Origin of the sequence: Pseudomonas sp. Sample_24 (assembly GCF_004307605.1) — a bacterium.
GTDB lineage: Bacteria > Pseudomonadota > Gammaproteobacteria > Pseudomonadales > Pseudomonadaceae > Aquipseudomonas.
On sequence record NZ_RCNW01000376.1, the window covers coordinates 1 to 19,123 of the forward strand.

Sequence of the window (19,123 nt, forward strand, 5' to 3'; positions counted from 1 at the left end):
TGAAGTACTGACCTTTGACAGGCGCGACGAACTCGCCGCCGATGTAGTTACCGTAGCGCGACTTGAAGGAAACAATGGCACCGGGAGTGCCTGGATGGGCGTAGATCATGATCGGGTTCTCTTGTTGTTTTTGGGTGTGACCGTCCCGGGGACGGTCACTGTCAGGAGCACAAACGGCAACGGGTCAGCAACCCTGAGGGGTTTCGCCACGAGCCAGGCGCGCATTGATGTCTTCAATGACCGCTGGTAAATCGACGATGGTGTCGATCACGTAGTGCGGGCGCGAGCCTTCGAACATTTTGATGATGCGCGCGCGTTCCTCGGCCAGCTTGTCCGAGGGCAAATCCCTGAACTGGTCATAGGTCAGGCCCAGTGCGTTGCCGGAGCAGGTCAAGGCAACCGTCCACATGCCGGCGCTGCGGCCTTCGAGAATGCCTGGCCAGGTGTCGTCGACCTTGACGCAAGCCGCCACATCGCTGATCCCCAACGCGATTACGTTGGCCAGTGCCTGGGCCGGGTGAGGGCGGCCATTGGGCACTTCGTCAGTCGCCACGACGTGGTCGGCGACATAACCGTTCTGGCGTGCCAGCTCGACGACTTTTTCCATGACCACAGCCGGATAACCGGAGCACGAACCGATTTTCAGGCCCTTGTCGCGCAAGGCATCGATCGTACTGAGGGCACCGGGAATCAGCGCCGAGTGCAGGGCGATCTTTTCGATCTGCAAGGGCATGAAACGCTCATAAAGGGCAGTGACATCATCGTCGGTCGGCAAGCGACCGAACGCCGCGCGATAGCGTTCGGCAATCTCGGGCTCGTTGCACAACGTGCGAATGTGATCCCATTTACCCATGCCCATGGGGCCACGGGCTTCTGCCAGAGAGACGGCTACGCCAAACTCGGCGAAGGCTTCGACAAAAATCTGCGTGGGGGCAAAGGAACCGAAATCAACGACGGTGCCCGCCCAGTCCAGGACCACGGCTTGCAGGTGGGAAGGTTGTTGGTATTGCATGATGATTGCTCCTTGGAAAGGTAAGTGAGTAGTACGAATTCAGGGTGTGGTGCTGACAATGACCGGTTGTACCGGGGTCGATGCCAGCAGCGGGTTTTCCAGTGTTTTCGGCCGGCTGTTCCAGAAGGGCACCAACATCAGGCTGGCCAGCAGTGCTGCACCGGTGAACACCAGGAACACGGTGATGGTGTCGAAGTAACCCGGCAGCAGGCCGCCAAGGACCGCACCCACCGAACCACAGCCGTTGACGAAGCCCGCGGCGGAGGCAGCCCCGTCCTTGCTGCCGAAATCGATGGCCGCCGAGCCGCTGATCATCGAGTCCGGCCCGTAAAGCGTCAGGCCCATCATGAACAGCAGGCCGACCACCATGTACAGACTGCCGCTTTGCATGGCGGGAACGAACAGTCCCAGGCAGACAGTGAGGACCACCAGGCTGAGCACGCAGGCCGGTATACGGCGAGCGCCGAAGTATTTGTCCGATGCGATACCGATGAGGATGGGGCCTACCAGACCTGCCAGTTCAAACGCAGTGGGAACGATGGCCGATGCAACCTTGCCGATCTCGGGCATGCGTTCGTAGATGATCACCGGGCCCCACAGCAGGATGGCGTAGCGCGCGGGCTTGAGCATGAAGTAGGCCAGGCCGAGAATCAGGACGGTGCGATTTTTCATCACGGTCCGTAAACCGGCCCACATGCTTTCGCGGGGAACCACGACACCGCTGACGGGTTCGATCTCGATTTCGACAGCAGGCAGGCCCACGTCTTCCGGACGGTTGCGTTGCAGGAAATAGAACAACACCGCCACCACCAGCACGACAAGGGCACTGCTGATGAACGCGATGCGCCAGTCGTGATAGGCCTGATAAGCCCACCAGCCGGCAAACGGCGTGGCGACCAGACCGCCGAAGGCGTAGCAGGTGCACCAGTAACCCAGTACACGGCCACGTTCGCCAGTGCTGAAGAAACTGCCGACGTTCTTGCACAGGCCTGACCAACCGGTGGACTGCGCAAGCCCCTGTACCAACATGCAGGAGACGAAAATCGGCAAGGTGGCGTAGGTGCCCATGAGCAGCGCCGCCAGGGCCGAGATGACCAGGCCGCTAAGTACCACGACCCTGGGCCCGAAGCGGTCAGCGAAATTGCCCCAGAGGAACTGACCCACGGCATAGGCGATCAGGTAGAGGGCGTCGAGATTGGCCATCATGGACTTTTCGAGCATGAAGTCCGGGTCTTCGCCAATACCCAGCTTGGCGACGGAGAACGCTTTGCGAGTGAAGTAGAAGGCGGCATACGCCACCCAGGTGATCAGGAAAATCTGCACGCGCCAACGCTGGAGGGATTTCCAGCCTGTTGCGAGAGGGCTTGTCGTGTTCGTCATGGTGTTCTGATCCCGTATGTGGTGCCAGACAGCGCAATTTAGGTCGGTTTTTGTTTTTGTTTTCGGTGCACAAGTCTGTCCAGACGCACGCCATCGATCCGATGGCCGTGAGAATGGCATCAGGCTTTAAACGTTATGAATGACTGTGGTCGCTGACTCCTGCCCGGCACTGCCGAGCGATTCGCCACCGAATCCATGGTTTAAAAAAGATCCCTGCCCCCAGGTGCTACCCATTGCACCTGTGCTCGAATTGGCAGAGACCTTAAAGCGCTCAGGCCGCGGGCTTCAGAATGTCTACGTCCATGGCGGCAAGACAGTCAGCGATAGCGCGAAGCAACTGGTGGACGATGTATTCGTCGATCTGGCCGATGCAGCCGATGCGGAAACTCTCGGCAACGGTCAATTTGCCGGGGTAGATGATGAACTGCCGGGCCTTGAGTTCTTCGTAGAAACGCGTGAAATCGAAGTTGGGATGTTCAGGGCTGAAGAACGTGGTGATGATCGGCGACAGCCAACGGTCTTCCAGCAGTGTCTTGAAGCCCAGTTCGCGCATGCCGGCAACCAGCACGTCGCGGTTGCGGGTGTAGCGCGCCAACCGGCCGTGCACGCCACCTTCGTCGCTGTGCTGTTCCAGTGCCTTGTGGAACGCCACCACACTGTGGGTCGGTGGTGTGAAGCGCCATTGGCCGGTGCGCTCCATGTAGGCCCATTGTTCGTAGAGATCGAGGGACAGCGAATTGGCGCGGCCTTTGGCGGCTTCCAGCACGGACCGGCGGATGATCACGAAACCGAAGCCCGGGATGCCCTCGATGCATTTGTTGGCCGAAGACACCACCACGTCGAAAGTTATGTCGTTCACCGTCAGCGGCACGGCACCGAAGGAACTCATGGCATCGATAATCAGACTCTTGCCGTGGGCCTTCACCACATCGGCAATTTCACGCAGCGGGTTGAGGATGCCGGAGCTGGTTTCGCAATGGACCACGAAGACGTTGGTGACGTCTGGGTTGGCCTTGAGCAGGGCGTCCACTTCTTCGGGCTGGGGCGGCAGGTAATCGCCCTTGTCCAGGGTAATGAATGCGCGACCGAGGTACTCCAGGGTCTTGGTGGCGCGCTGGCCGTAGGCGCCGTTCATCAGCACCAGGGCTTTGCCGTCACGGGGGATGGCGGTGGCCAAAGCGGCTTCGACCGAGTAGCTGCCGCTGCCTTGCAGTGGCACGCAGGCGAAGCTGTCATCCTCTACGCCAGCCATGCTGAGCAATTGCTGGCGAACTTGCGCGGTGACCTTATTGAAGGCACCGTCCCATGACCCCCAGTCCCGAAGCATGGCTTCCTTGGTGGCTTTCGAGGTGGTCAGCGGGCCTGGCGTCAGCAGGTAGGGTTCACCCAGGGCAGGGCTTGCCAGTGGCTGGGTTGTCGGGAATTGGGCTTTGGTCATGATCTTCTCCGGCGATGTTGTTTTTGTGGGGAGTGATGCATGGATTGATAAAAACATTTGGCAAGAAATAACTGAAATCGATTTATCACATGTCACAAACAAGCTGAGCTTATAAGTTGGAGGGCATGAGGCCTGAGCAGGGTCGGCTCATCTGCCGAAGCAATTTTCAAGCAACGCAAAACCCCGCGCGGTGAATCCCGGGCGGGGTTCTTTGTGGTCAAGGATCAGCGTTTTGGGGGGCGGGACTCAGCCCTTGTCTGCCTTGCCGGCGGCTGCCGCGAATTTTGCCAGGCGCACATCGAGTCGGCGGGGAGGCCGGTTGCGGTCCTCGGCGTGTTCTTTGCGGCGAATGGCGTTACGCACCATCAATGAACCCAGGTAGCGGATCGGCTCTGGCGGGAAATACCCCAGCGGGCCCTGCACCAGCGGCGAGCGCGTCCAGGGATTGTCCAGGCCCAGCACCAGTGACGAAAGGATCTGGCCACCCATATGGCACGGTCCGACGCCGCTGCCGGAGTAACCGAAACCGTAGAAGATGTTGCCGCCCGCGCCCATGCGGCCGAAGAAAGGCAGGCCGGTGACCGAGCGATCGGAGGGGCCGTTCCAGGTGGCGGCGATACCAACATCGGCGAAGTCCGGAAAGAACTCCGTCAGCGTGTTGCGCAACAGCCCGGCGTAGGGCGAGGGCTGGTCGAAAACCGGCAGGATGCGACCGCCGTAGGCAAAGGTGTTGCCGCCTTTGCCGAGCATGATCCGGCCGTCCGGGGTGTTGTGGTAGTAGTGCACGAAAATCCGCGAGTCGAGTACGGTGACCCCGCTGGTCAGACCGATCCGTTCGAGCAAGTCGGGTCGCGGCTCGGTGATGATCATGTCACTGGAGACGATCGCCACCGAACGCGAGAACTGCGCAAAGGCGCGGGCCATCCAGGCGTTCATTGCCAGCACGACCCGGTCGCAGGTCACTTTGCCGTTCGGCGTATTGACGACAGCGGGCATGCCTTCTTCCAGCCCGGTCATCGGCGTGCCCTCAAAAATCCGTACGCCCAGTTCCAGAGCCACCCGGCGCAGTCCACGGACCAGTTTGCCTGGCTGCACACTGGCAGCCGCCGGCGAGAACCAGCCCTCGATGTGCCGGACCGAGCCGGCCATGCGTTGCACCTCAGGTAGCGCGCATTTGGAGAAAGAGTTGATGCCATGGCGCTCCAGCGCCGCGATGACCCCGTCGGTCGAGCCGACCTGAGCGCGGTTGGTTGCCGTGTAGAGCGTGCCGTCGAGACGGTAGTCGGCATCCACCGCATACCTTTCGCAAAAGGTACCGATGGCGTAGATGCTCTGCTCAGACTCCTTGACCAGGCGGATTGCCTCGTTGACGCCGAACAAGCGCTCAAGAGTGAAGTACTTGGCCGACCAGGACAGCGCGCAGCCGCCGTTGCGCCCGCTGGCACCGGCACCGCAGATATCGGCTTCGACAATGACCACGTCCAGTTCGGGATTCTGTTCCTTGAGCATGATGGCGGTCCACAGACCGGTATAGCCGCCGCCGACGATACAGACGTCGGCGCGGGTGTCCTGTTGCAGCGCAGGGCAGGGCGTAGCGGGTTGATTCTTCAGGGCCTGGTCCAGCCAGTAGGGGCGCATGAGGTCATCTCGTTTGGCCACGGCGAAACGTTCAGTTTCCATAGAGCATTCCTGATGAGTACGAGGGGCGGCACTTGTGAAAATCATGCTTGCAGTTCATCGTTCATAAATAAAATCGATTTAACGTATGGACGAATAAGCTGAATCTATAGCGAGGTACGCCGATGATTTCCCATACCCAGCTCAAGGCGTTTCACGCCGTTGCCATGAACGGCAGCTTTACCCGGGCAGCCGAACAACTCTGCCTGTCGCAACCCGCGGTATCCGACCAGGTGCGCAAGCTTGAGGATTACTACGGCGTGATGGTGTTCTATCGCGACAAGCGCCTGGTGCGCTTGACCGAAGTCGGCGAGCGGTTGTTTGGCCTGACCCAGCGCCTGTTCGATATCAGTATCGATGCCCACGACATGCTGACGGACTATCGGACGCTGTCGACGGGCACACTGAATCTTGCCGTGGATGCGCCGGTGCATGTCCTGCCCTACGTTTCACGTTTCTGCAGGCGTTACCCCGGCCTCGACGTGAAGATCGAAACCGCCAACACCGATGAGGTGTTGCAGCGGTTGTTCAGCCACCAGGCCGACATTGCCTTGCTGGGACGCAGCATCGAAGACGACCGGCTGCTGACGTTGCACCTGCGCAGCGATCCCATGCTCGCCTTCGTCGCCCATGACCATCCCTGGGCGCAACGTGACTCCATCTGCCTGGCCGACCTGGACAACACGCCCATGGTCCTGCGTGAACAGGGCTCGGTCACGCGCTTATCCCTGGAGGAGGAGATGGCCGCGGCGGGTCTGCAAATCTGCAAGGCCATCGAAGTGGAGGGGCGTGAAGCTGCGCGCGAGGCGGTGGCGATCGGCATGGGGGTTGGTGTGGTCTCCGCGGCCGAGTTGGGCTCGGATTCACGGCTTCGTGGCTTGCCGATCGCCGACTGTCAGCGGCATTTCACCGAGACATTGGTGTGCCTGCGAGCACAGAGCTCGCGGCGTATTTTGACGACCTTTCTGGACATGGTTAGAGAAGGCTTGGCCGACTGATGTTCACCGCCGCAAGCTAACCCCCTTGCGGCATTACCCGGGCATTGTTGCCGGAGCCTTCGATGTAGACGTTCATGCCTTTGTTCAGGGCCGGATTGATCGGCTGGGTCACCGATACCAGCACTCCACTTTTCACCCGCACGATGATCTGTTGCGCGGCGACCGGCTGATCGTACTTTTTCTTCTCTGCATAGTTGCCGCCTACCGCACCGGCAAGGGCACCGGCAACCATCGCGACGTCGCGTCCGGTGCCACTGCCGATCAGGCTACCGATACCGAGACCGCCGAGACCACCGAGAACGGCGCCGACGCCACTGTCGTGATTGGTCTGCATCTGGGTCAGCGATATCTGCTCGATCTTGCCCGAGCGAATTTCCATTTCACCCGCGCCGCCCTCATTCGAACCCACGGCGGAACAGCCGCTGATCAAGATCGCCGTCAATGTGACCGTCAGCCAGGACATGATTGCTTTCATTGCTGTGCACCTCGTCATTGGTATTTGATGGCAATGCCTTTGAGTTTGCGGCCCTGAATCGTATCGATGTCGCGGCTCCACAGAGGGCCGGTCACATAGGCGGCGACGGGTTGGATCTGGTCATAAACCACTACCACTGCATCCGCACCCAGTTTGGCGCCTTCTTCGCGCAGCTTCTGTTCGACCTGGGTGATGGGCGGCGCCGGATCGATGCTGGCATCGATCAGGATTTCGCCCAAGCGCACACTGGGTCGCGTTGGCTCGGTGCGTAATATCTGCACTTCGCTGGGCAGGGTCGGCGCGGGGTGTTCGACCCCGACGTAAGCGGTGGTCTGCGCATCCACTGTGGCGCAGGCATTTAACGCAAGGGCGCTGACGATGAGTGCTGCGAAAAGTAAGGGTCTGTGCGAACTCGAAAGTCGAAGCAATACAGGGTTAGCCATGGGAGCCATTCCTCTACCGGGGAGCGATTGAACCGCCAACGCCTGTTGGCGATTGGATCATGGTTCAACTGCGGATGAATGCCCAAAGATCGGCGTTCAACTTGTCGATAGCGGCCTTGAAATCCTGCGCGGTGATTTTCTGGCTCTCGTTGGAAAGCTGCTTGCCGAAAACCTTGCGCACGACCCTGACCACGGTCTGGTTGTTTTTCTCGTCGATGAGTTCGGCCTCGATATACAGTTCAGTGTCCTGATCGCGGTGACCGGTCGCAGCCTGTGTCGCACCGACGACGGCGGCGATGGGCACCACTTCATACCATTTCATGCCTTCATTCGACGCGCTTACCCCGGTGATCGCCGCACGCATGATCAAGGTTTTCGAACCTTTCGGCGCCGCACTGGAACGCGAGACCATCCGGTATTTCTGCCCCAGTGTCGCTTTGACCTGGGTGTTCATGTAGTTGCGGATGTCATCGAGGGTCTGTTGGTTGACCCGCTCATTGGGCTTGGGCGCCGGATACAGTTCCAGCCGCTCGAACGCAATGGTGTTGTAGGCATCGGGATTCCACGACGGGCTCACCCAACGCATCGCCGTGCCGCCGCTGGGCGTAGCGACTTCCTGCAGGTTGTCGTAGCTGGACAGATAGCCGGAGTACTGCTCTTTCTCGGTGACTTTGGAAGTGCAACCGCCGAGCAGAAGCCCGGCCACGGTGGCACCGATGAGCCAGTTTCGGGACAGATTCATGATGCGATGTGCTCCTTGGAAGAAGTCGCTTTGGGGGTGGCGAGACACTTAAAAGCGCCAGGTCATGTTCCCGGTCACGGCTTGAATCCAGGCGCTGTCGAATTGACCGGAAATTCGATTGCCCGAAACGTTTTTGGTCTGGTCCACCGGCATGTCGCCGATCCAGATCATGGCCCAGCTGACGTTGACGTCGGTGTCCTTGTTCAGTGCATAGGTGGCGCCTGTCGCGAAGCGCCAGGATTCGGCCATCGGTACCGTCACGGTGCGCTTGTTGTCGGACACGGCGCTGCTGTCGTAAGCCACGCCGACGTTCCACAGCCATTGTGGCGTGGCCTGGTATTGCGCCCCGAGCGACAGGTGCCAGGTGTCCTTGAAGTCGGCGTCGACCGTGGTTGACTGGGCGCCGAGTGCCGTGGTGTCAACCTGCACGGCGATGTCGCCGAATTTTGACCAATCCTGCCAGTTGACCGATGCGAGCAAGGCCCACTGCCGGTCGAGTTGCTGGAACAGGCTCAGGGTGACTGTCTGTGGCACGGTCACGTCGAGTTGGGTGTTCAGGCCGTTGAGGCGATCCAGTGCCGGACCGTTACCTTTCACATCCAGCCCGTCTTCGAAATCCAGATCGACTTTGCTGGTGTAGGTCAGGCCGATGCGGGTGCCGGTTTGCGGTGCGTAGATCACCCCGACATTGGCGCCGAACCCCCAGTCGTTGTCCTTGTATTTGAACTGGCCGTCGCCTCGGTCGGTAAAGCCGAACGGCGAACGGTCGATGGCGGTCTGTGCCTGCAACATGCCGTACATGGCTTTTACGCCCACCCCGACCGACCACTGCTCGTTAAAGCGATAGGCCACGCTGGGCACCAGCGACAATCCACCGATGCTGGCGTTCTGCGCGAAGTAGCGTCCGGACCATTCGTTGTCGTAGTTGACCGCCAGGCCGAAGTCGGCGTACTGGCCGAAACCGACGCTCCAATGATCATCCAGTTCATGACTGATGAAAAAACTGCCGCCGGGAATCGGATCAAGGCCATTGCCGCTGCCGCTGCCAGACACATTGGTGTCGGCATCGCGATCGAAGCTCAGGTCGCCATACAGCACCTGCAAACCACCGGTGATCTGCGTGCCGGGCAGGTAGCTCAGCCCCGCCGGGTTGCTGGCAATTGTCGAAGGGCCTTGCGCGCGGGCGGCGGCACCGGCGTTGGCCAACCCGGCGTTATCGGTGCCGATTTCGTAGAGCATGATACCGCCGGCCCAGGCTTGTTGACTGCACAGGGCCAGTAACGTGAAGGCGGGCATTGCACCTGTTCTTGTTTGCATGGATTAGATCCCGGCAAGTGTGCATTTTCGAAATAAGGCTAATAGCAAATATCGAATAACTTTAACTGCATTGACTCAGCGCGATTCGATCACTCATAAGTGGTAGTTCATATTCGTGATATTGGAAGGGGCAAGGTACGAATAAAGTTGCTCGCGCCGCGTCATGAAAGTCCGATGTCTGGCTTTTCAAGTAAGGCGGACCAAGTTAGGCCATAGTTACGGTCGAGCGCGAAAGCGCTTCACCCTGGGCAGGATGAAACGCTATTCCTTACAACTTACTGACGAGTACCCGGCAGGAGTTCAAACGTCGGCGTGAACGGAGTGATGGCCGACATCAACAGTTCGAAGGGTTTACGATCGCCTTCGAAAGTGGCTTTGCCGGCTGCAACAAGTTGATCGAATCCGGTTTTCCTGGCCATGACACCTTCCAGATCAGCTCGGTCGACGGTGATGGTGAGATCAGGTTTGCTGGCTTGCTGCCCCTTGATATTGGTCAGCGTCGAGTTGCTCAACTCCACGACAAATTGCTCGCCGTTATCCGGTGTCTTGAGATTGAAAGTGAAGTGCTGATTCGTCACTTTGCTGCCATCCAGGGCAATGCCCAGGTACTCCAGCCATAACTCGGTGCTCATGCCGCGGATCATGTCCGCGCCGCCGGTTTTTGGCGGCACGCCCTTGGGCATGCCATGGCGCAGTTCATACGCGGCCGAAAGGAAACTGTTGCGCACACCGGCACTTTCCTTCTGATAACCGACTTGCTCATAGACGTCCGCCAGCAGGTCCTTGGCCTTGCTGTTCTGCGGTTCGGCATACACCAGCTTGTTGAGGATTTCATACGCTTCGCGGTACTTGCCCTGATCGAACAAGGATTGTCCCTTGCTCATGATCTTGTCGGCGCCGCCCATCATTTCCACGTACAGCGGGGCCGAGTCCTTGGGCGACAACGGCATCAAAGTCGCCGGATTGGCATCCCAGTAACCCAGGTAGCGGTTGATCACGGCGCGACTGTTGTGTTCTTCCGAGCCGTGGTAGCTATGGGTCGCCCAGTTGTTTTTCAGGCTTTCGGGCAATTTGTAGACGTTTTGAATCTCGTTGATGGTGACGCCCTGGTTGGCGGCATGCAGCACGGCGTTGTTCAGGTTTGCATAGGCATCGCGTTGCGCGCGCATCACATCCTGAATCCGCTCATTGCCCCAGCGTGGCCAACTGTGGGAGGCGAACATGACGTCTGCCGTTTGACCGTAGCGATACAGGGCATTGTTGATGTTCTTCGACCAGACCAGCGGGTCGCGGACAAGGGCGCCGCGCAGGGTATAGATGTTATGGATGGTGCCAGTGATGTTCTCGGCTGCCCAGAACGCCTTGAACTGTGGGAACCAGGTGTTCATCTCGGCGGGCGCTTCAGTGCCTGGCGTGCTCTGGAATTCCATCTCCACACCGTCGATGGTCAGGGTTTCGAAATCTTTGGTAATAAAGCGATTAGGTTCGATCAGGCCCATGTTGCCACTGGAAGCGTTTTTACCAATGGCCATGTCGACATGCCCATAGGGGCTGTGCGGCAACAGCAAACCATATTGCAAGAACGCCCGTCGGTTCATGGCGTTGCCGGCGTAGACGTTTTCAGCCACGGCATGCTCCATGAAACCTTGCGGCGCAATCAGCGGGATCTTGCCGCTGCGGACATCGGCCTCGTCGACCACGCCGCGGATTCCGCCAAAGTGATCGGCATGGGAGTGGGAGATCACCACCGCTACGACCGGGCGCTTGCCCAGTTTTTCGTTGATGAAGTCCAGGGCGGCCCTGGCGGTTTCCTTCGACAACAGCGTGTCGAAGACAATCCAGCCGGTGTCGCCCTTGATGAAGGTGATATTGGCCAGGTCAAAGCCGCGCACCTGGTAAATCTTGTCCGGCACGACTTCATAAAGGCCATAGGCCGTATTCAGCAGCGCCTGGCGCTGCAGCGACGGATTGATGCTGTCGTAATCCTTGCCTTCATTCAGGAAGTTGTAGCTCCCCATGTTCCACGCGACGTTCCCGGCGTCGGCCATGATCTTCTTGTAGGGCGGTGCGGCGATGAAGCCTTTTTTCGCTTCTTCTAGGTCGCGCTTGTCTGCAAAGGGGAGTGTCTTGCGCACAGTGTTTTGCATGTCGACCGTGTAGGACGAAGGCGCCTTGCCCTTGCTGTCGAAGTGCACGTTTTGCGATGGAGCCGGATCGGAAGCTGCGCCGTTTGCATCGGCAGCGAAAACGCAAGGGCTGATGCCACCGCCAAGTGTGATCGCCAGTGCCAGATGGAGGGTCTTGTTGTACATGAAAGGTTCCTGCGCCAGATGAAGTGTTCAAGGGCGTCAAGGCAACGCGATTGTTCTGCGTTGTCAGCTTGACCAGCTGAACCATGAATAGCATATTCATTTGATTCCAAAAAATTCCTGTTTAACGCGTTTCGATAGCATAAAGGTTATGAGATGACGCCCACCCGTTTACGCCAGTTTCTGGCATTGATCGAACACGCCCACTTTGGCCGCGCGGCAAAGGCGCTGGGTGTTTCTCAGCCGGCGTTGAGCAAAAGCATTCAGTTGCTTGAGCGCGAACTGGGCGTCACGTTGTTCGATCGTCGCAGCGATGGCGTGGCATTGACCGCATTTGGTCATTTACTGCGGGAGAAGAGCCAGCGCTTGCTGGTGGCTGAGCAGGATCTGCGGCGCGACATCGCCTTGCTCGCGGGCGGGGACATCGGCGCGCTGAAAGTCGCTTTTGGCCCTTACCCCAGCGTCATCAGCGGCTATGCCGCCATTGCGCGGATGCATGCCCGCCATCCGCAAATCAAAGTGACGGCCCATGTCGCCGGGTGGCGCGAGGTGGCGCATCAAGTGCTGACAGGCGTGGTCGACCTGGGCATCGCTGAAATCAGTACGCTGCAAGGCCGGGAAGAACTCACCTGCCAATTGTTGGGCGAGCACGAGGGCCGGCTGTTTTGTCGCCCCGATCATCCGCTGCTGGCACAAAACCGCCGCGTGACCCTTGCGCAAACGCTCGATTACCCGTGGGTGGCGTCGCGCATTCCCTTGCGATTGGCGACCCACTTGCTTCCGGCAACCCTCGGTTGTGCGGGTGCCTATGATGCGCTGACCGGGGACTTCGTTCCGGCAATCGAAATTGATGTGCCCATGCAAATCGTCCAATTCGTCGAGCACAGCAATGCCCTGACGCTGGGGAATCTGTCGACGTTCGAGCGCGAACTCAACGCAGGCGAAATCGTGCCGTTACCGGTTCAAGACCTCGCACTGCGTACGCGCTACGGCTTTATTCATCTCAAGGAGCGCTCGCTGCCGCCTGCGGTGGAGGTGTACATGAACGAAGTCAGGGAAGTGGAGGCCGATGTTCGTCAGCGTGAAAGTCTGTTGATCAAGATCATGGAGGCGTGAGTCCGAATGCCCGTCGCAGAGCCTTCGCTTGAGAGTGGCGGTCGCTACCTGCGATTCTTCCATTTTCCGTCCGGGGCAGTGAGTGACGGAAGTTAAGTTTCACGACGCGGATTTATTGAGAACCCCCCATTTATTTATGAGCTATACCCAATGTTCCCCCCATGCACTTCTTCCACTTTTGGAGGTTGTTTATGAATATTCGCAGCGTCCCGTTAGCGCTTCTCGTGGCAAGTCTGTTCGGTTGCAGTACCGCTTCAAACCACTCCATGAATTTGCCTCTGGCGGCCACCCACGCCAATGTCGGACATACCGGCAACGCCACGTTGACCCCCGAGGGCAATCAAACCAACTTCGATTTCTTCATCTCGGGTGTTCCGGACGGAACGATTCTGCCACCGCGCATTTACACCTTCATCAATAAAGGCAGTTGCCAGAAACCCGGGCCAGTGGCTTACGCCATGAACGATAAGGTCAATACAAAAAACGAAGCCGGGTCCAACGGGTGGAGTTTTTACCGTAATGCGCCTATCGCAACATCAGAGTTGCTGTCCGGGCAATATTCCGTCGTCGTACGAACTTCGCCCGAGGACGGCAACGTCGATATCTTTTGCGGCGATGTCGCCCAGGCAAAGCGGTGAAATGACCTGAACCCTGACGCGCCTTTGCGGCCGGCACTTGGTAAATGCGCGTCTATACTCACTCTCCTGTTAGTGGCAGGGGCTGAATTGGGTATGTACAAGGCAAGAGCCACAAGCCATTACGGTCAAAGCTCAATTTATTAAGAGTCCCACACGAAAGGCGGATGACCGTCGGTACAGGGATTGGGGTAGTTGCAGTTTTTGAGCCTTGAGAGATGAGAGCACGACGTATCCGAGACGGGTAGTTCTGTGAATCAACTGCGAGAGGATCAAATTCATGAAGCTCAGAAAACTTGTACTGACGGGATTGGCGTTGAGCAGTCTGGCAGCAGGCGCCAGCCTGTCGACAGTGATTCAAGCTGCCGATCAGAAACCCAATATCGTATTCATCATGGCCGACGACATCGGCTGGATGCAGCCGAGCATCTATCACCAGGGTCTGGCGGTCGGTGAGACGCCGAACATCGATCGCATCGCCCAGGAAGGTGCGAAGTTCATGACCTACTATGCCGAGCAGAGTTGTACGGCAGGACGTAACGCTTTCTTTACCGGGATGCACCCGCTGCGCACCGGTATGATTCCACCGCAACTGCCCGGCAGTCCGTCCTGGCTGCGGCCAGGCACACCTGCACTGTCGAAGTTTTTGCTGGACCTGGGCTATACAACCGGTGAGTTCGGCAAGAATCACCTCGGTGATAACTTCGAAGCACTGCCCACATCCCATGGTTTCCAGGAGTTCTGGGGTTATCTCTATCACCTCGACGCGATGCAGGGCGTGAGTTTTGTCGACATCAACAAGACGCCGCAAGTGCAGGGCATCGCACCACCGTGCAAGGCCACACCGATCAATGGGCTGCCGGACGTGCCTGGCGCGATCGATCCGCGGGAAGGCACCTGCCTGACGCCACCTCGTCCGGTCATGTCTTGCGTTTCCAGTGATGGTACGCAGAAGAACACCACGTGCAAGGACGAAGGTCCGCTGACGCTGGAACGCTCGAAGTCCGTGGATGAAGAAATCTCCGCCAAGGTCATCGACTTCCTCGACCGCAACGATCCGAAGAAAACCAACAAACCTTTCTTCGTCTGGTACAACCCGGCGCGCATGCACATCACCACGGTGCTGCCACCCAAGTACGACGCCATGGTCGGTGAGCCCGGTGGAAAAGACTGGGGCACCAACGAAGCCGGCATGAAGCAACTCGATGACAACATTGGGTATGTCCTGAAGAAACTCGAGGACATGGGCCAGTTGGACAACACCATCGTCGTCTTCACCACCGATAACGGTGCGGAAACCATTACCTTTCCGGACGGCGGCACAACCCCGTTCAAGGGCGGCAAGTTGACCACCTGGGAGGGAGGCATGCGCGCGCCACTGGTCATTCGCTGGCCCGGAAAGATCAAACCTGGCACCGTCCTGACTGACATCTTTGCCTCGCTCGACTGGGTACCGACGCTGGTCAATATCGCTGGCGGCAAGAAGGGCAATGAACTCAACGAGCAAATCATGGCGGGCAGCTACCCGGGCATCGTCAAGACCAAGCTCGATGGGGTGGACCAGACTGACTACCTGACGGGGAAAACCGACAAATCGGCGCGCGATACATTCTTCTACTACACCGGCTCGCAACCTTCGGCGGTGCGCTACAAGAACTGGAAGATGTACTACACCATGGTGCCGGATACCGCGACAGGCGGTTTGTATGGCGCGACCACGTTCCACTGGACCCAACTGCTCAACCTCAAGCGCGACCCGTTTGAAACAACGGTCGGCGCTGACGCGAAGTCCATAACCGGTTATGGCGGCGCCTTGGGCTCCCCTGGCAATGCCTATGTCTACAACTGGAACATGTTGCCGATCGGGCAGTTGCTCTGGGAGAAGGAGCTGATGTCGTACCAGGACTTCCCGCCCATGCAGGCGCCGGAAACGTACAACCTGGACGGCATTCTCAAGGCCATGAAGCAGAAGGGTCATAACGGACACGATTAACGACGTGATCCGTCAGATGCCATAAACGACGGGCGCCTCTTACAGGCGCCCGTTTTTTTCAGCCAGGAACGACACCGTTCACCGAGCCGCTTGTGCGATATCCCCGCAAAAAAGATCGACGCTGCCATCCTTGCGAAATCCACGTATGAGCAAACGCCTCCCGCTGAGCTGAAAAAATCGCACTAGACTCCTTCGTGCGCCTTGAATCGTACGGGCTCATGCAACAAGGGGGGATGATTCTGTATGCAGTACCTGGGCTAATTACACGGTGGTCAATGCACCATGGACCCATGCAGTTGTGCACTTATCACCGGCCAACATTGTGAAACTACGAGGTTGCTGGAATGGATAAGCTATCGAATCGTTTCAAGTTGTCTGTCGTGTTTGTTGCACTGTTGTCATTGAACGGGCTTGCCCACGCTGCTCAAACGGAAAAAACCAATATCCTGTTCATCGTTTCCGATGACACTGGCTACGGCGATCTGGGGCCGTACGGAGGTGGGATTGGACGCGGCATGCCCACGCCGAAAATCGATGAGTTGGCGGCAGAAGGTGTGACCTTTTACTCCTTCTATGCGCAGCCGAGTTGCACACCCGGCCGGGCGGCCATGCAAACCGGGCGCATCCCCAATCGCAGCGGCATGACCACCGTGGCGTTTCAGGGGCAGGGCGGTGGTTTGCCAGCCGCCGAATGGACGCTCGCATCCGTGTTGAAGACCGGCGGCTATGACACCTACTTCACCGGCAAATGGCACTTGGGCGAAGCCGACTACGCACTGCCCAATGCCCAGGGCTATGACGTGATGAAGTACGTCGGCCTGTACCATCTCAATGCCTATACCTACGCCGACCCCACGTGGTTCCCCGACATGGATCCGGAGACCCGTGAGATGTTCCAGAAGGTGACCAAAGGCGCGCTGTCCGGCAAGGCCGGCGAAAAAGCGGTAGAGGAATTCAAGGTCAATGGCCAATACGTGGACACGCCGGTGGTCGACGGTAAACCCGGCGTGGTCGGCATTCCGTTCTTTGATAACTACGTCGAAAAAGCTGCCCTTGAGTTTCTCGACACGGCGGCCAAATCCGACAAGCCGTTCTTCATCAACGTCAACTTCATGAAAGTGCATCAACCGAACTTGCCGGCACCGGAGTTCGTTCATAAGTCGATGTCCAAATCCAAGTATGCCGATTCGGTTGTCGAACTCGATACCCATATTGGCCGCATCATGGACAAGCTCAAGGCGCTGGGCCTGGATAAGAACACGCTGGTGGTTTACACCACTGACAACGGGGCCTGGCAGGACGTTTACCCGGATGCTGGCTACACGCCGTTCCGCGGCACCAAGGGCACCGTGCGTGAGGGTGGGAACCGCGTACCGGCGATTGCCGTCTGGCCAGACAAGATCAAGCCGAACACGAAAAATCACGAGATCCTCGGCGGCCTGGATTTGATGGCGACGTTCGCCGCTGTGGCTGGCGTGAAACTGCCAGAGAAAGATCGCGAGGGGCAGCCGATCATCTTCGACAGCTACGACATGACGCCAGTACTCACCGGCAGTGCACCTTCGCCGCGCAAGGAGTGGTTCTACTTTACCGAGAATGAACTGTCCCCAGGCGCGGCGCGTGTCGGCAACTACAAAGCGGTATTCAACCTGCGAGGCGACGATGGCGCACAAACAGGGGGGCTGGCCGTGGACTCGAACCTGGGCTGGAAAGGCGCACAAAAATACGTAGCCACCGTGCCGCAGGTGTTTGACTTGTGGCAAGACCCGCAAGAGCGCTATGACCTGTTCATGAACAACTTCACCGAGCGGACCTGGACCATGGTGCCGATCTCGGCAGCGATCATGAAACTGATGAAAACCTACGTTGACTACCCACCACGCAAGTTGCAAAGCATGGGTTACGACGGGCCGATGGAATTGTCGCAGTACCAGAAATTCCAATACGTGCGTGATGCGTTGAAGAAAGAAGGGATCAACTTGTCGCTGCCAAACGGCAATTGATTAACCTGCAGCAAAAGTGGCGATCTCATCCGAGATCGCCACGGGCGGCCAGTGCCGCGGATTGGTAATCACAGGTCGAGTCAAAAGCTACGCGGCTGTTTCACAATTTGCCTGCTCACTCATCTTCCCGCTCGCCAAAGCATTGAAGAAGGGCTGTGTAATCTGGATAAAAGGCGTCCTGGTCCGGCGTAATCAACGCTTTATCCTTTCCTTCCTCATCTCCCCTGATCGGGTTGCCAAGTACCGTACTGACTTGGGTCAGGCCTACCATCACGGCGTTCAGGTTGGCAGCAAATTTTCTTACACGCATTTTTGTTTTTCTCCACAGGACTGAAGACTGCAGGTCAGTAGTTCGCTGACTCTGCATGCCTTCGAATAACGGGGGTTGCTCTGTGAAGAAGATATTATTGACGGTGTGGCTTCCGATCTTGCATTGGGCGACAGCATTTTTTCATTTCATGACAGGTCTTTACCGCTGGTCCGGGCTTTTGAACAGCGTAATAGCGGCTCGCAAGTCGCGAGTCGATTCTCAGTTGGTATCTGCGACGCAACTGTGATGCACCCGGCAAATGCACCTGCGCTCTCGGATGTTGTTCTTGTAGGACAACGAAACAACCGCCGTCCGGCCGTTCACATTAAAAGAAATCAATTTCGTAGCCGAATCGTGAGGCGGCATTGACGATATGCTGCCCCATGATCTGGCGTGCCGCCGCCGCATTGCGGTCGGTCAACGCCTGCACAAGGTCTTCATGCTCACCGCGTGCCGCATGCGGAATATTGCTGAACACCGGGCCCCGCCGAGCGAAGTTCATGGTGATCAGAGCCCGCATCGGCTCGAGCACGGTACGAATCATCGTCTCCAGATAGTCGTTGCCCGATGCTGCGGCCACAGCTCGATGGAAGTCGAGGTCGGCATTGACCGTCTCCAGCGTCGGTTCGCCTTCATATTGCATCCGCAGAACGGCAGCCTGGATCGTTTTCAGCTTGTGTGGGGTCATGTGCGACGCCGCGAGTGCAGCAGCCTGGCTTTCCAGTACGGCGCGCACTTCGAACATATTGCGGATCGTATTATCGCCGTCCAGCAACGGCGCGCGCTCGCGCTGAGGTGAAGGCTGCGGCGAGTGCGCCGCGGCCGAGACGAAGACGCCAACGCCCTGGCGCGACTGGATCAGCCCTTGAGCACGAAGCGTCGCGATCCCTTCGCGAACGACATTCCTGCTGACGCCGAAGTTCTGCGAGAGAAATTGTTCCGTCGGCAAACGGTCTCCCGGCCGCAGGCGTCCAGAAGCGATCTCGTCGCTCAACGAGCGGGCAATGTGCTCGGCAAGATGAGGTCGCCGCGCGACGGGTTGCACATTCATTTCACTCATGCTCATTCATCCCTTTCACTTGTCTTCTTAATCTACATGAGAAGACTTGTTCCAGTCAGTAACAACTGAAATACGCCAACGACATCAATCATTAAAACCAATTAAAACAATAAGTTATGTTGTTATTTGTGAGTGCGTGTGAAAAAGCGATAGTTGTTCAGTTGAGGGACAACAGGACGTCATATACGTTGTTCTCAACCCTGACGCGGACGAAC

Annotated in this window: 17 protein-coding genes; 5 read left to right on the forward strand and 12 right to left on the reverse strand. The window is 58.1% G+C overall.

Annotated features, from left to right (window positions below):
- From D8V06_RS30910 to D8V06_RS21260, 5 genes are all read right to left on the reverse strand, one after another.
- The coding region (locus tag D8V06_RS30910; protein ID WP_241664353.1) for a hypothetical protein at positions 1 to 109 on the reverse strand (109 nt) is incomplete at its 3' end.
- 75 nt (positions 110 to 184) lie between these two features.
- Complete coding sequence (gene phnX, locus D8V06_RS21245) at positions 185 to 1,012, reverse strand: phosphonoacetaldehyde hydrolase (protein WP_056853302.1); 828 nt, start codon at positions 1,010 to 1,012, stop codon at positions 185 to 187.
- 39 nt (positions 1,013 to 1,051) lie between these two features.
- Positions 1,052 to 2,392: an MFS transporter gene (locus D8V06_RS21250; RefSeq protein ID WP_130904629.1), complete on the reverse strand. Its 1,341-nt coding sequence runs from the start codon at positions 2,390 to 2,392 to the stop codon at positions 1,052 to 1,054.
- 271 nt (positions 2,393 to 2,663) lie between these two features.
- On the reverse strand, positions 2,664 to 3,830 hold the full coding sequence (locus D8V06_RS21255; RefSeq protein WP_056853304.1) for a 2-aminoethylphosphonate--pyruvate transaminase: 1,167 nt from the start codon (positions 3,828 to 3,830) through the stop codon (positions 2,664 to 2,666).
- 246 nt (positions 3,831 to 4,076) lie between these two features.
- Complete coding sequence (locus D8V06_RS21260; RefSeq protein WP_130904725.1) at positions 4,077 to 5,468, reverse strand: FAD-dependent oxidoreductase; 1,392 nt, start codon at positions 5,466 to 5,468, stop codon at positions 4,077 to 4,079.
- A gap of 164 nt (positions 5,469 to 5,632) precedes the next feature.
- On the opposite strand from D8V06_RS21260, the gene D8V06_RS21265 reads away from it, so the two are divergent.
- On the forward strand, positions 5,633 to 6,505 hold the full coding sequence (locus D8V06_RS21265; RefSeq protein WP_056853305.1) for a LysR substrate-binding domain-containing protein: 873 nt from the start codon (positions 5,633 to 5,635) through the stop codon (positions 6,503 to 6,505).
- A gap of 16 nt (positions 6,506 to 6,521) precedes the next feature.
- On the opposite strand, the gene D8V06_RS21270 is transcribed toward D8V06_RS21265, so the two are convergent.
- From D8V06_RS21270 to D8V06_RS21290, 5 genes are all read right to left on the reverse strand, one after another.
- A complete protein-coding gene (locus tag D8V06_RS21270) occupies positions 6,522 to 6,980 on the reverse strand; it encodes a glycine zipper 2TM domain-containing protein (RefSeq protein WP_056853306.1) in 459 nt (152 codons plus the stop codon).
- Between the two features lie 14 nt (positions 6,981 to 6,994).
- Complete coding sequence (locus D8V06_RS21275; RefSeq protein ID WP_130906637.1) at positions 6,995 to 7,423, reverse strand: hypothetical protein; 429 nt, start codon at positions 7,421 to 7,423, stop codon at positions 6,995 to 6,997.
- Positions 7,424 to 7,487: 64 nt separating this feature from the next.
- Positions 7,488 to 8,165, reverse strand: a complete 678-nt coding sequence (locus tag D8V06_RS21280) for a DUF3313 domain-containing protein (protein ID WP_130906636.1) — start codon at positions 8,163 to 8,165, stop codon at positions 7,488 to 7,490.
- 48 nt (positions 8,166 to 8,213) lie between these two features.
- Complete coding sequence (locus D8V06_RS21285; RefSeq protein WP_130931729.1) at positions 8,214 to 9,482, reverse strand: outer membrane protein transport protein; 1,269 nt, start codon at positions 9,480 to 9,482, stop codon at positions 8,214 to 8,216.
- Positions 9,483 to 9,757: 275 nt separating this feature from the next.
- Positions 9,758 to 11,794: an alkyl sulfatase dimerization domain-containing protein gene (locus tag D8V06_RS21290; protein WP_130931730.1), complete on the reverse strand. Its 2,037-nt coding sequence runs from the start codon at positions 11,792 to 11,794 to the stop codon at positions 9,758 to 9,760.
- Between the two features lie 153 nt (positions 11,795 to 11,947).
- On the opposite strand from D8V06_RS21290, the gene D8V06_RS21295 reads away from it, so the two are divergent.
- The 4 genes from D8V06_RS21295 (at position 11,948) to D8V06_RS21310 (ending at position 17,538) form a co-directional block, all read left to right on the forward strand.
- Complete coding sequence (locus D8V06_RS21295; RefSeq protein WP_056853309.1) at positions 11,948 to 12,907, forward strand: LysR family transcriptional regulator; 960 nt, start codon at positions 11,948 to 11,950, stop codon at positions 12,905 to 12,907.
- A 191-nt stretch (positions 12,908 to 13,098) separates the two neighbouring features.
- Entirely contained in the window at positions 13,099 to 13,545 is a 447-nt protein-coding gene (locus D8V06_RS21300; RefSeq protein ID WP_130904635.1) for a hypothetical protein, read from the forward strand.
- A gap of 277 nt (positions 13,546 to 13,822) precedes the next feature.
- Positions 13,823 to 15,535, forward strand: a complete 1,713-nt coding sequence (locus D8V06_RS21305) for an arylsulfatase (protein ID WP_177434466.1) — start codon at positions 13,823 to 13,825, stop codon at positions 15,533 to 15,535.
- Between the two features lie 344 nt (positions 15,536 to 15,879).
- On the forward strand, positions 15,880 to 17,538 hold the full coding sequence (locus tag D8V06_RS21310) for an arylsulfatase (protein ID WP_130906633.1): 1,659 nt from the start codon (positions 15,880 to 15,882) through the stop codon (positions 17,536 to 17,538).
- Positions 17,539 to 17,653: 115 nt separating this feature from the next.
- Here the strand turns inward: D8V06_RS21310 and D8V06_RS21315 are convergent, their stop codons facing one another.
- Together D8V06_RS21315 and D8V06_RS21320 are read right to left on the reverse strand one after the other, a co-directional pair.
- Positions 17,654 to 17,848, reverse strand: coding sequence for a hypothetical protein (locus D8V06_RS21315; protein ID WP_130904636.1), 195 nt, complete (start codon positions 17,846 to 17,848; stop codon positions 17,654 to 17,656).
- Positions 17,849 to 18,173: 325 nt separating this feature from the next.
- Positions 18,174 to 18,908, reverse strand: coding sequence for a FadR/GntR family transcriptional regulator (locus D8V06_RS21320; protein WP_130904637.1), 735 nt, complete (start codon positions 18,906 to 18,908; stop codon positions 18,174 to 18,176).
- Positions 18,909 to 19,123 lie beyond the last annotated feature (215 nt).

What these genes read in the sequence shown, in the direction of transcription:
- D8V06_RS21260 (WP_130904725.1), bottom strand. Translation starts at nt 5,468, where the DNA reads ATGCGCCCCTACTGGCTGGACCAGGCCCTGAAGAATCAACCCGCTACG.
- D8V06_RS21250 (WP_130904629.1), bottom strand. Translation starts at nt 2,392, where the DNA reads ATGACGAACACGACAAGCCCTCTCGCAACAGGCTGGAAATCCCTCCAG.
- D8V06_RS21265 (WP_056853305.1), top strand. Translation starts at nt 5,633, where the DNA reads ATGATTTCCCATACCCAGCTCAAGGCGTTTCACGCCGTTGCCATGAAC.
- D8V06_RS21290 (WP_130931730.1), bottom strand. Translation starts at nt 11,794, where the DNA reads ATGTACAACAAGACCCTCCATCTGGCACTGGCGATCACACTTGGCGGT.
- D8V06_RS21295 (WP_056853309.1), top strand. Translation starts at nt 11,948, where the DNA reads ATGACGCCCACCCGTTTACGCCAGTTTCTGGCATTGATCGAACACGCC.
- D8V06_RS21320 (WP_130904637.1), bottom strand. Translation starts at nt 18,908, where the DNA reads ATGAGTGAAATGAATGTGCAACCCGTCGCGCGGCGACCTCATCTTGCC.
- phnX (WP_056853302.1), bottom strand. Translation starts at nt 1,012, where the DNA reads ATGCAATACCAACAACCTTCCCACCTGCAAGCCGTGGTCCTGGACTGG.
- D8V06_RS21300 (WP_130904635.1), top strand. Translation starts at nt 13,099, where the DNA reads ATGAATATTCGCAGCGTCCCGTTAGCGCTTCTCGTGGCAAGTCTGTTC.
- D8V06_RS21270 (WP_056853306.1), bottom strand. Translation starts at nt 6,980, where the DNA reads ATGAAAGCAATCATGTCCTGGCTGACGGTCACATTGACGGCGATCTTG.
- D8V06_RS21310 (WP_130906633.1), top strand. Translation starts at nt 15,880, where the DNA reads ATGGATAAGCTATCGAATCGTTTCAAGTTGTCTGTCGTGTTTGTTGCA.
- D8V06_RS21315 (WP_130904636.1), bottom strand. Translation starts at nt 17,848, where the DNA reads ATGCGTGTAAGAAAATTTGCTGCCAACCTGAACGCCGTGATGGTAGGC.
- D8V06_RS21255 (WP_056853304.1), bottom strand. Translation starts at nt 3,830, where the DNA reads ATGACCAAAGCCCAATTCCCGACAACCCAGCCACTGGCAAGCCCTGCC.
- D8V06_RS21285 (WP_130931729.1), bottom strand. Translation starts at nt 9,482, where the DNA reads ATGCAAACAAGAACAGGTGCAATGCCCGCCTTCACGTTACTGGCCCTG.
- D8V06_RS21280 (WP_130906636.1), bottom strand. Translation starts at nt 8,165, where the DNA reads ATGAATCTGTCCCGAAACTGGCTCATCGGTGCCACCGTGGCCGGGCTT.
- D8V06_RS21305 (WP_177434466.1), top strand. Translation starts at nt 13,823, where the DNA reads ATGAAGCTCAGAAAACTTGTACTGACGGGATTGGCGTTGAGCAGTCTG.
- D8V06_RS21275 (WP_130906637.1), bottom strand. Translation starts at nt 7,423, where the DNA reads ATGGCTAACCCTGTATTGCTTCGACTTTCGAGTTCGCACAGACCCTTA.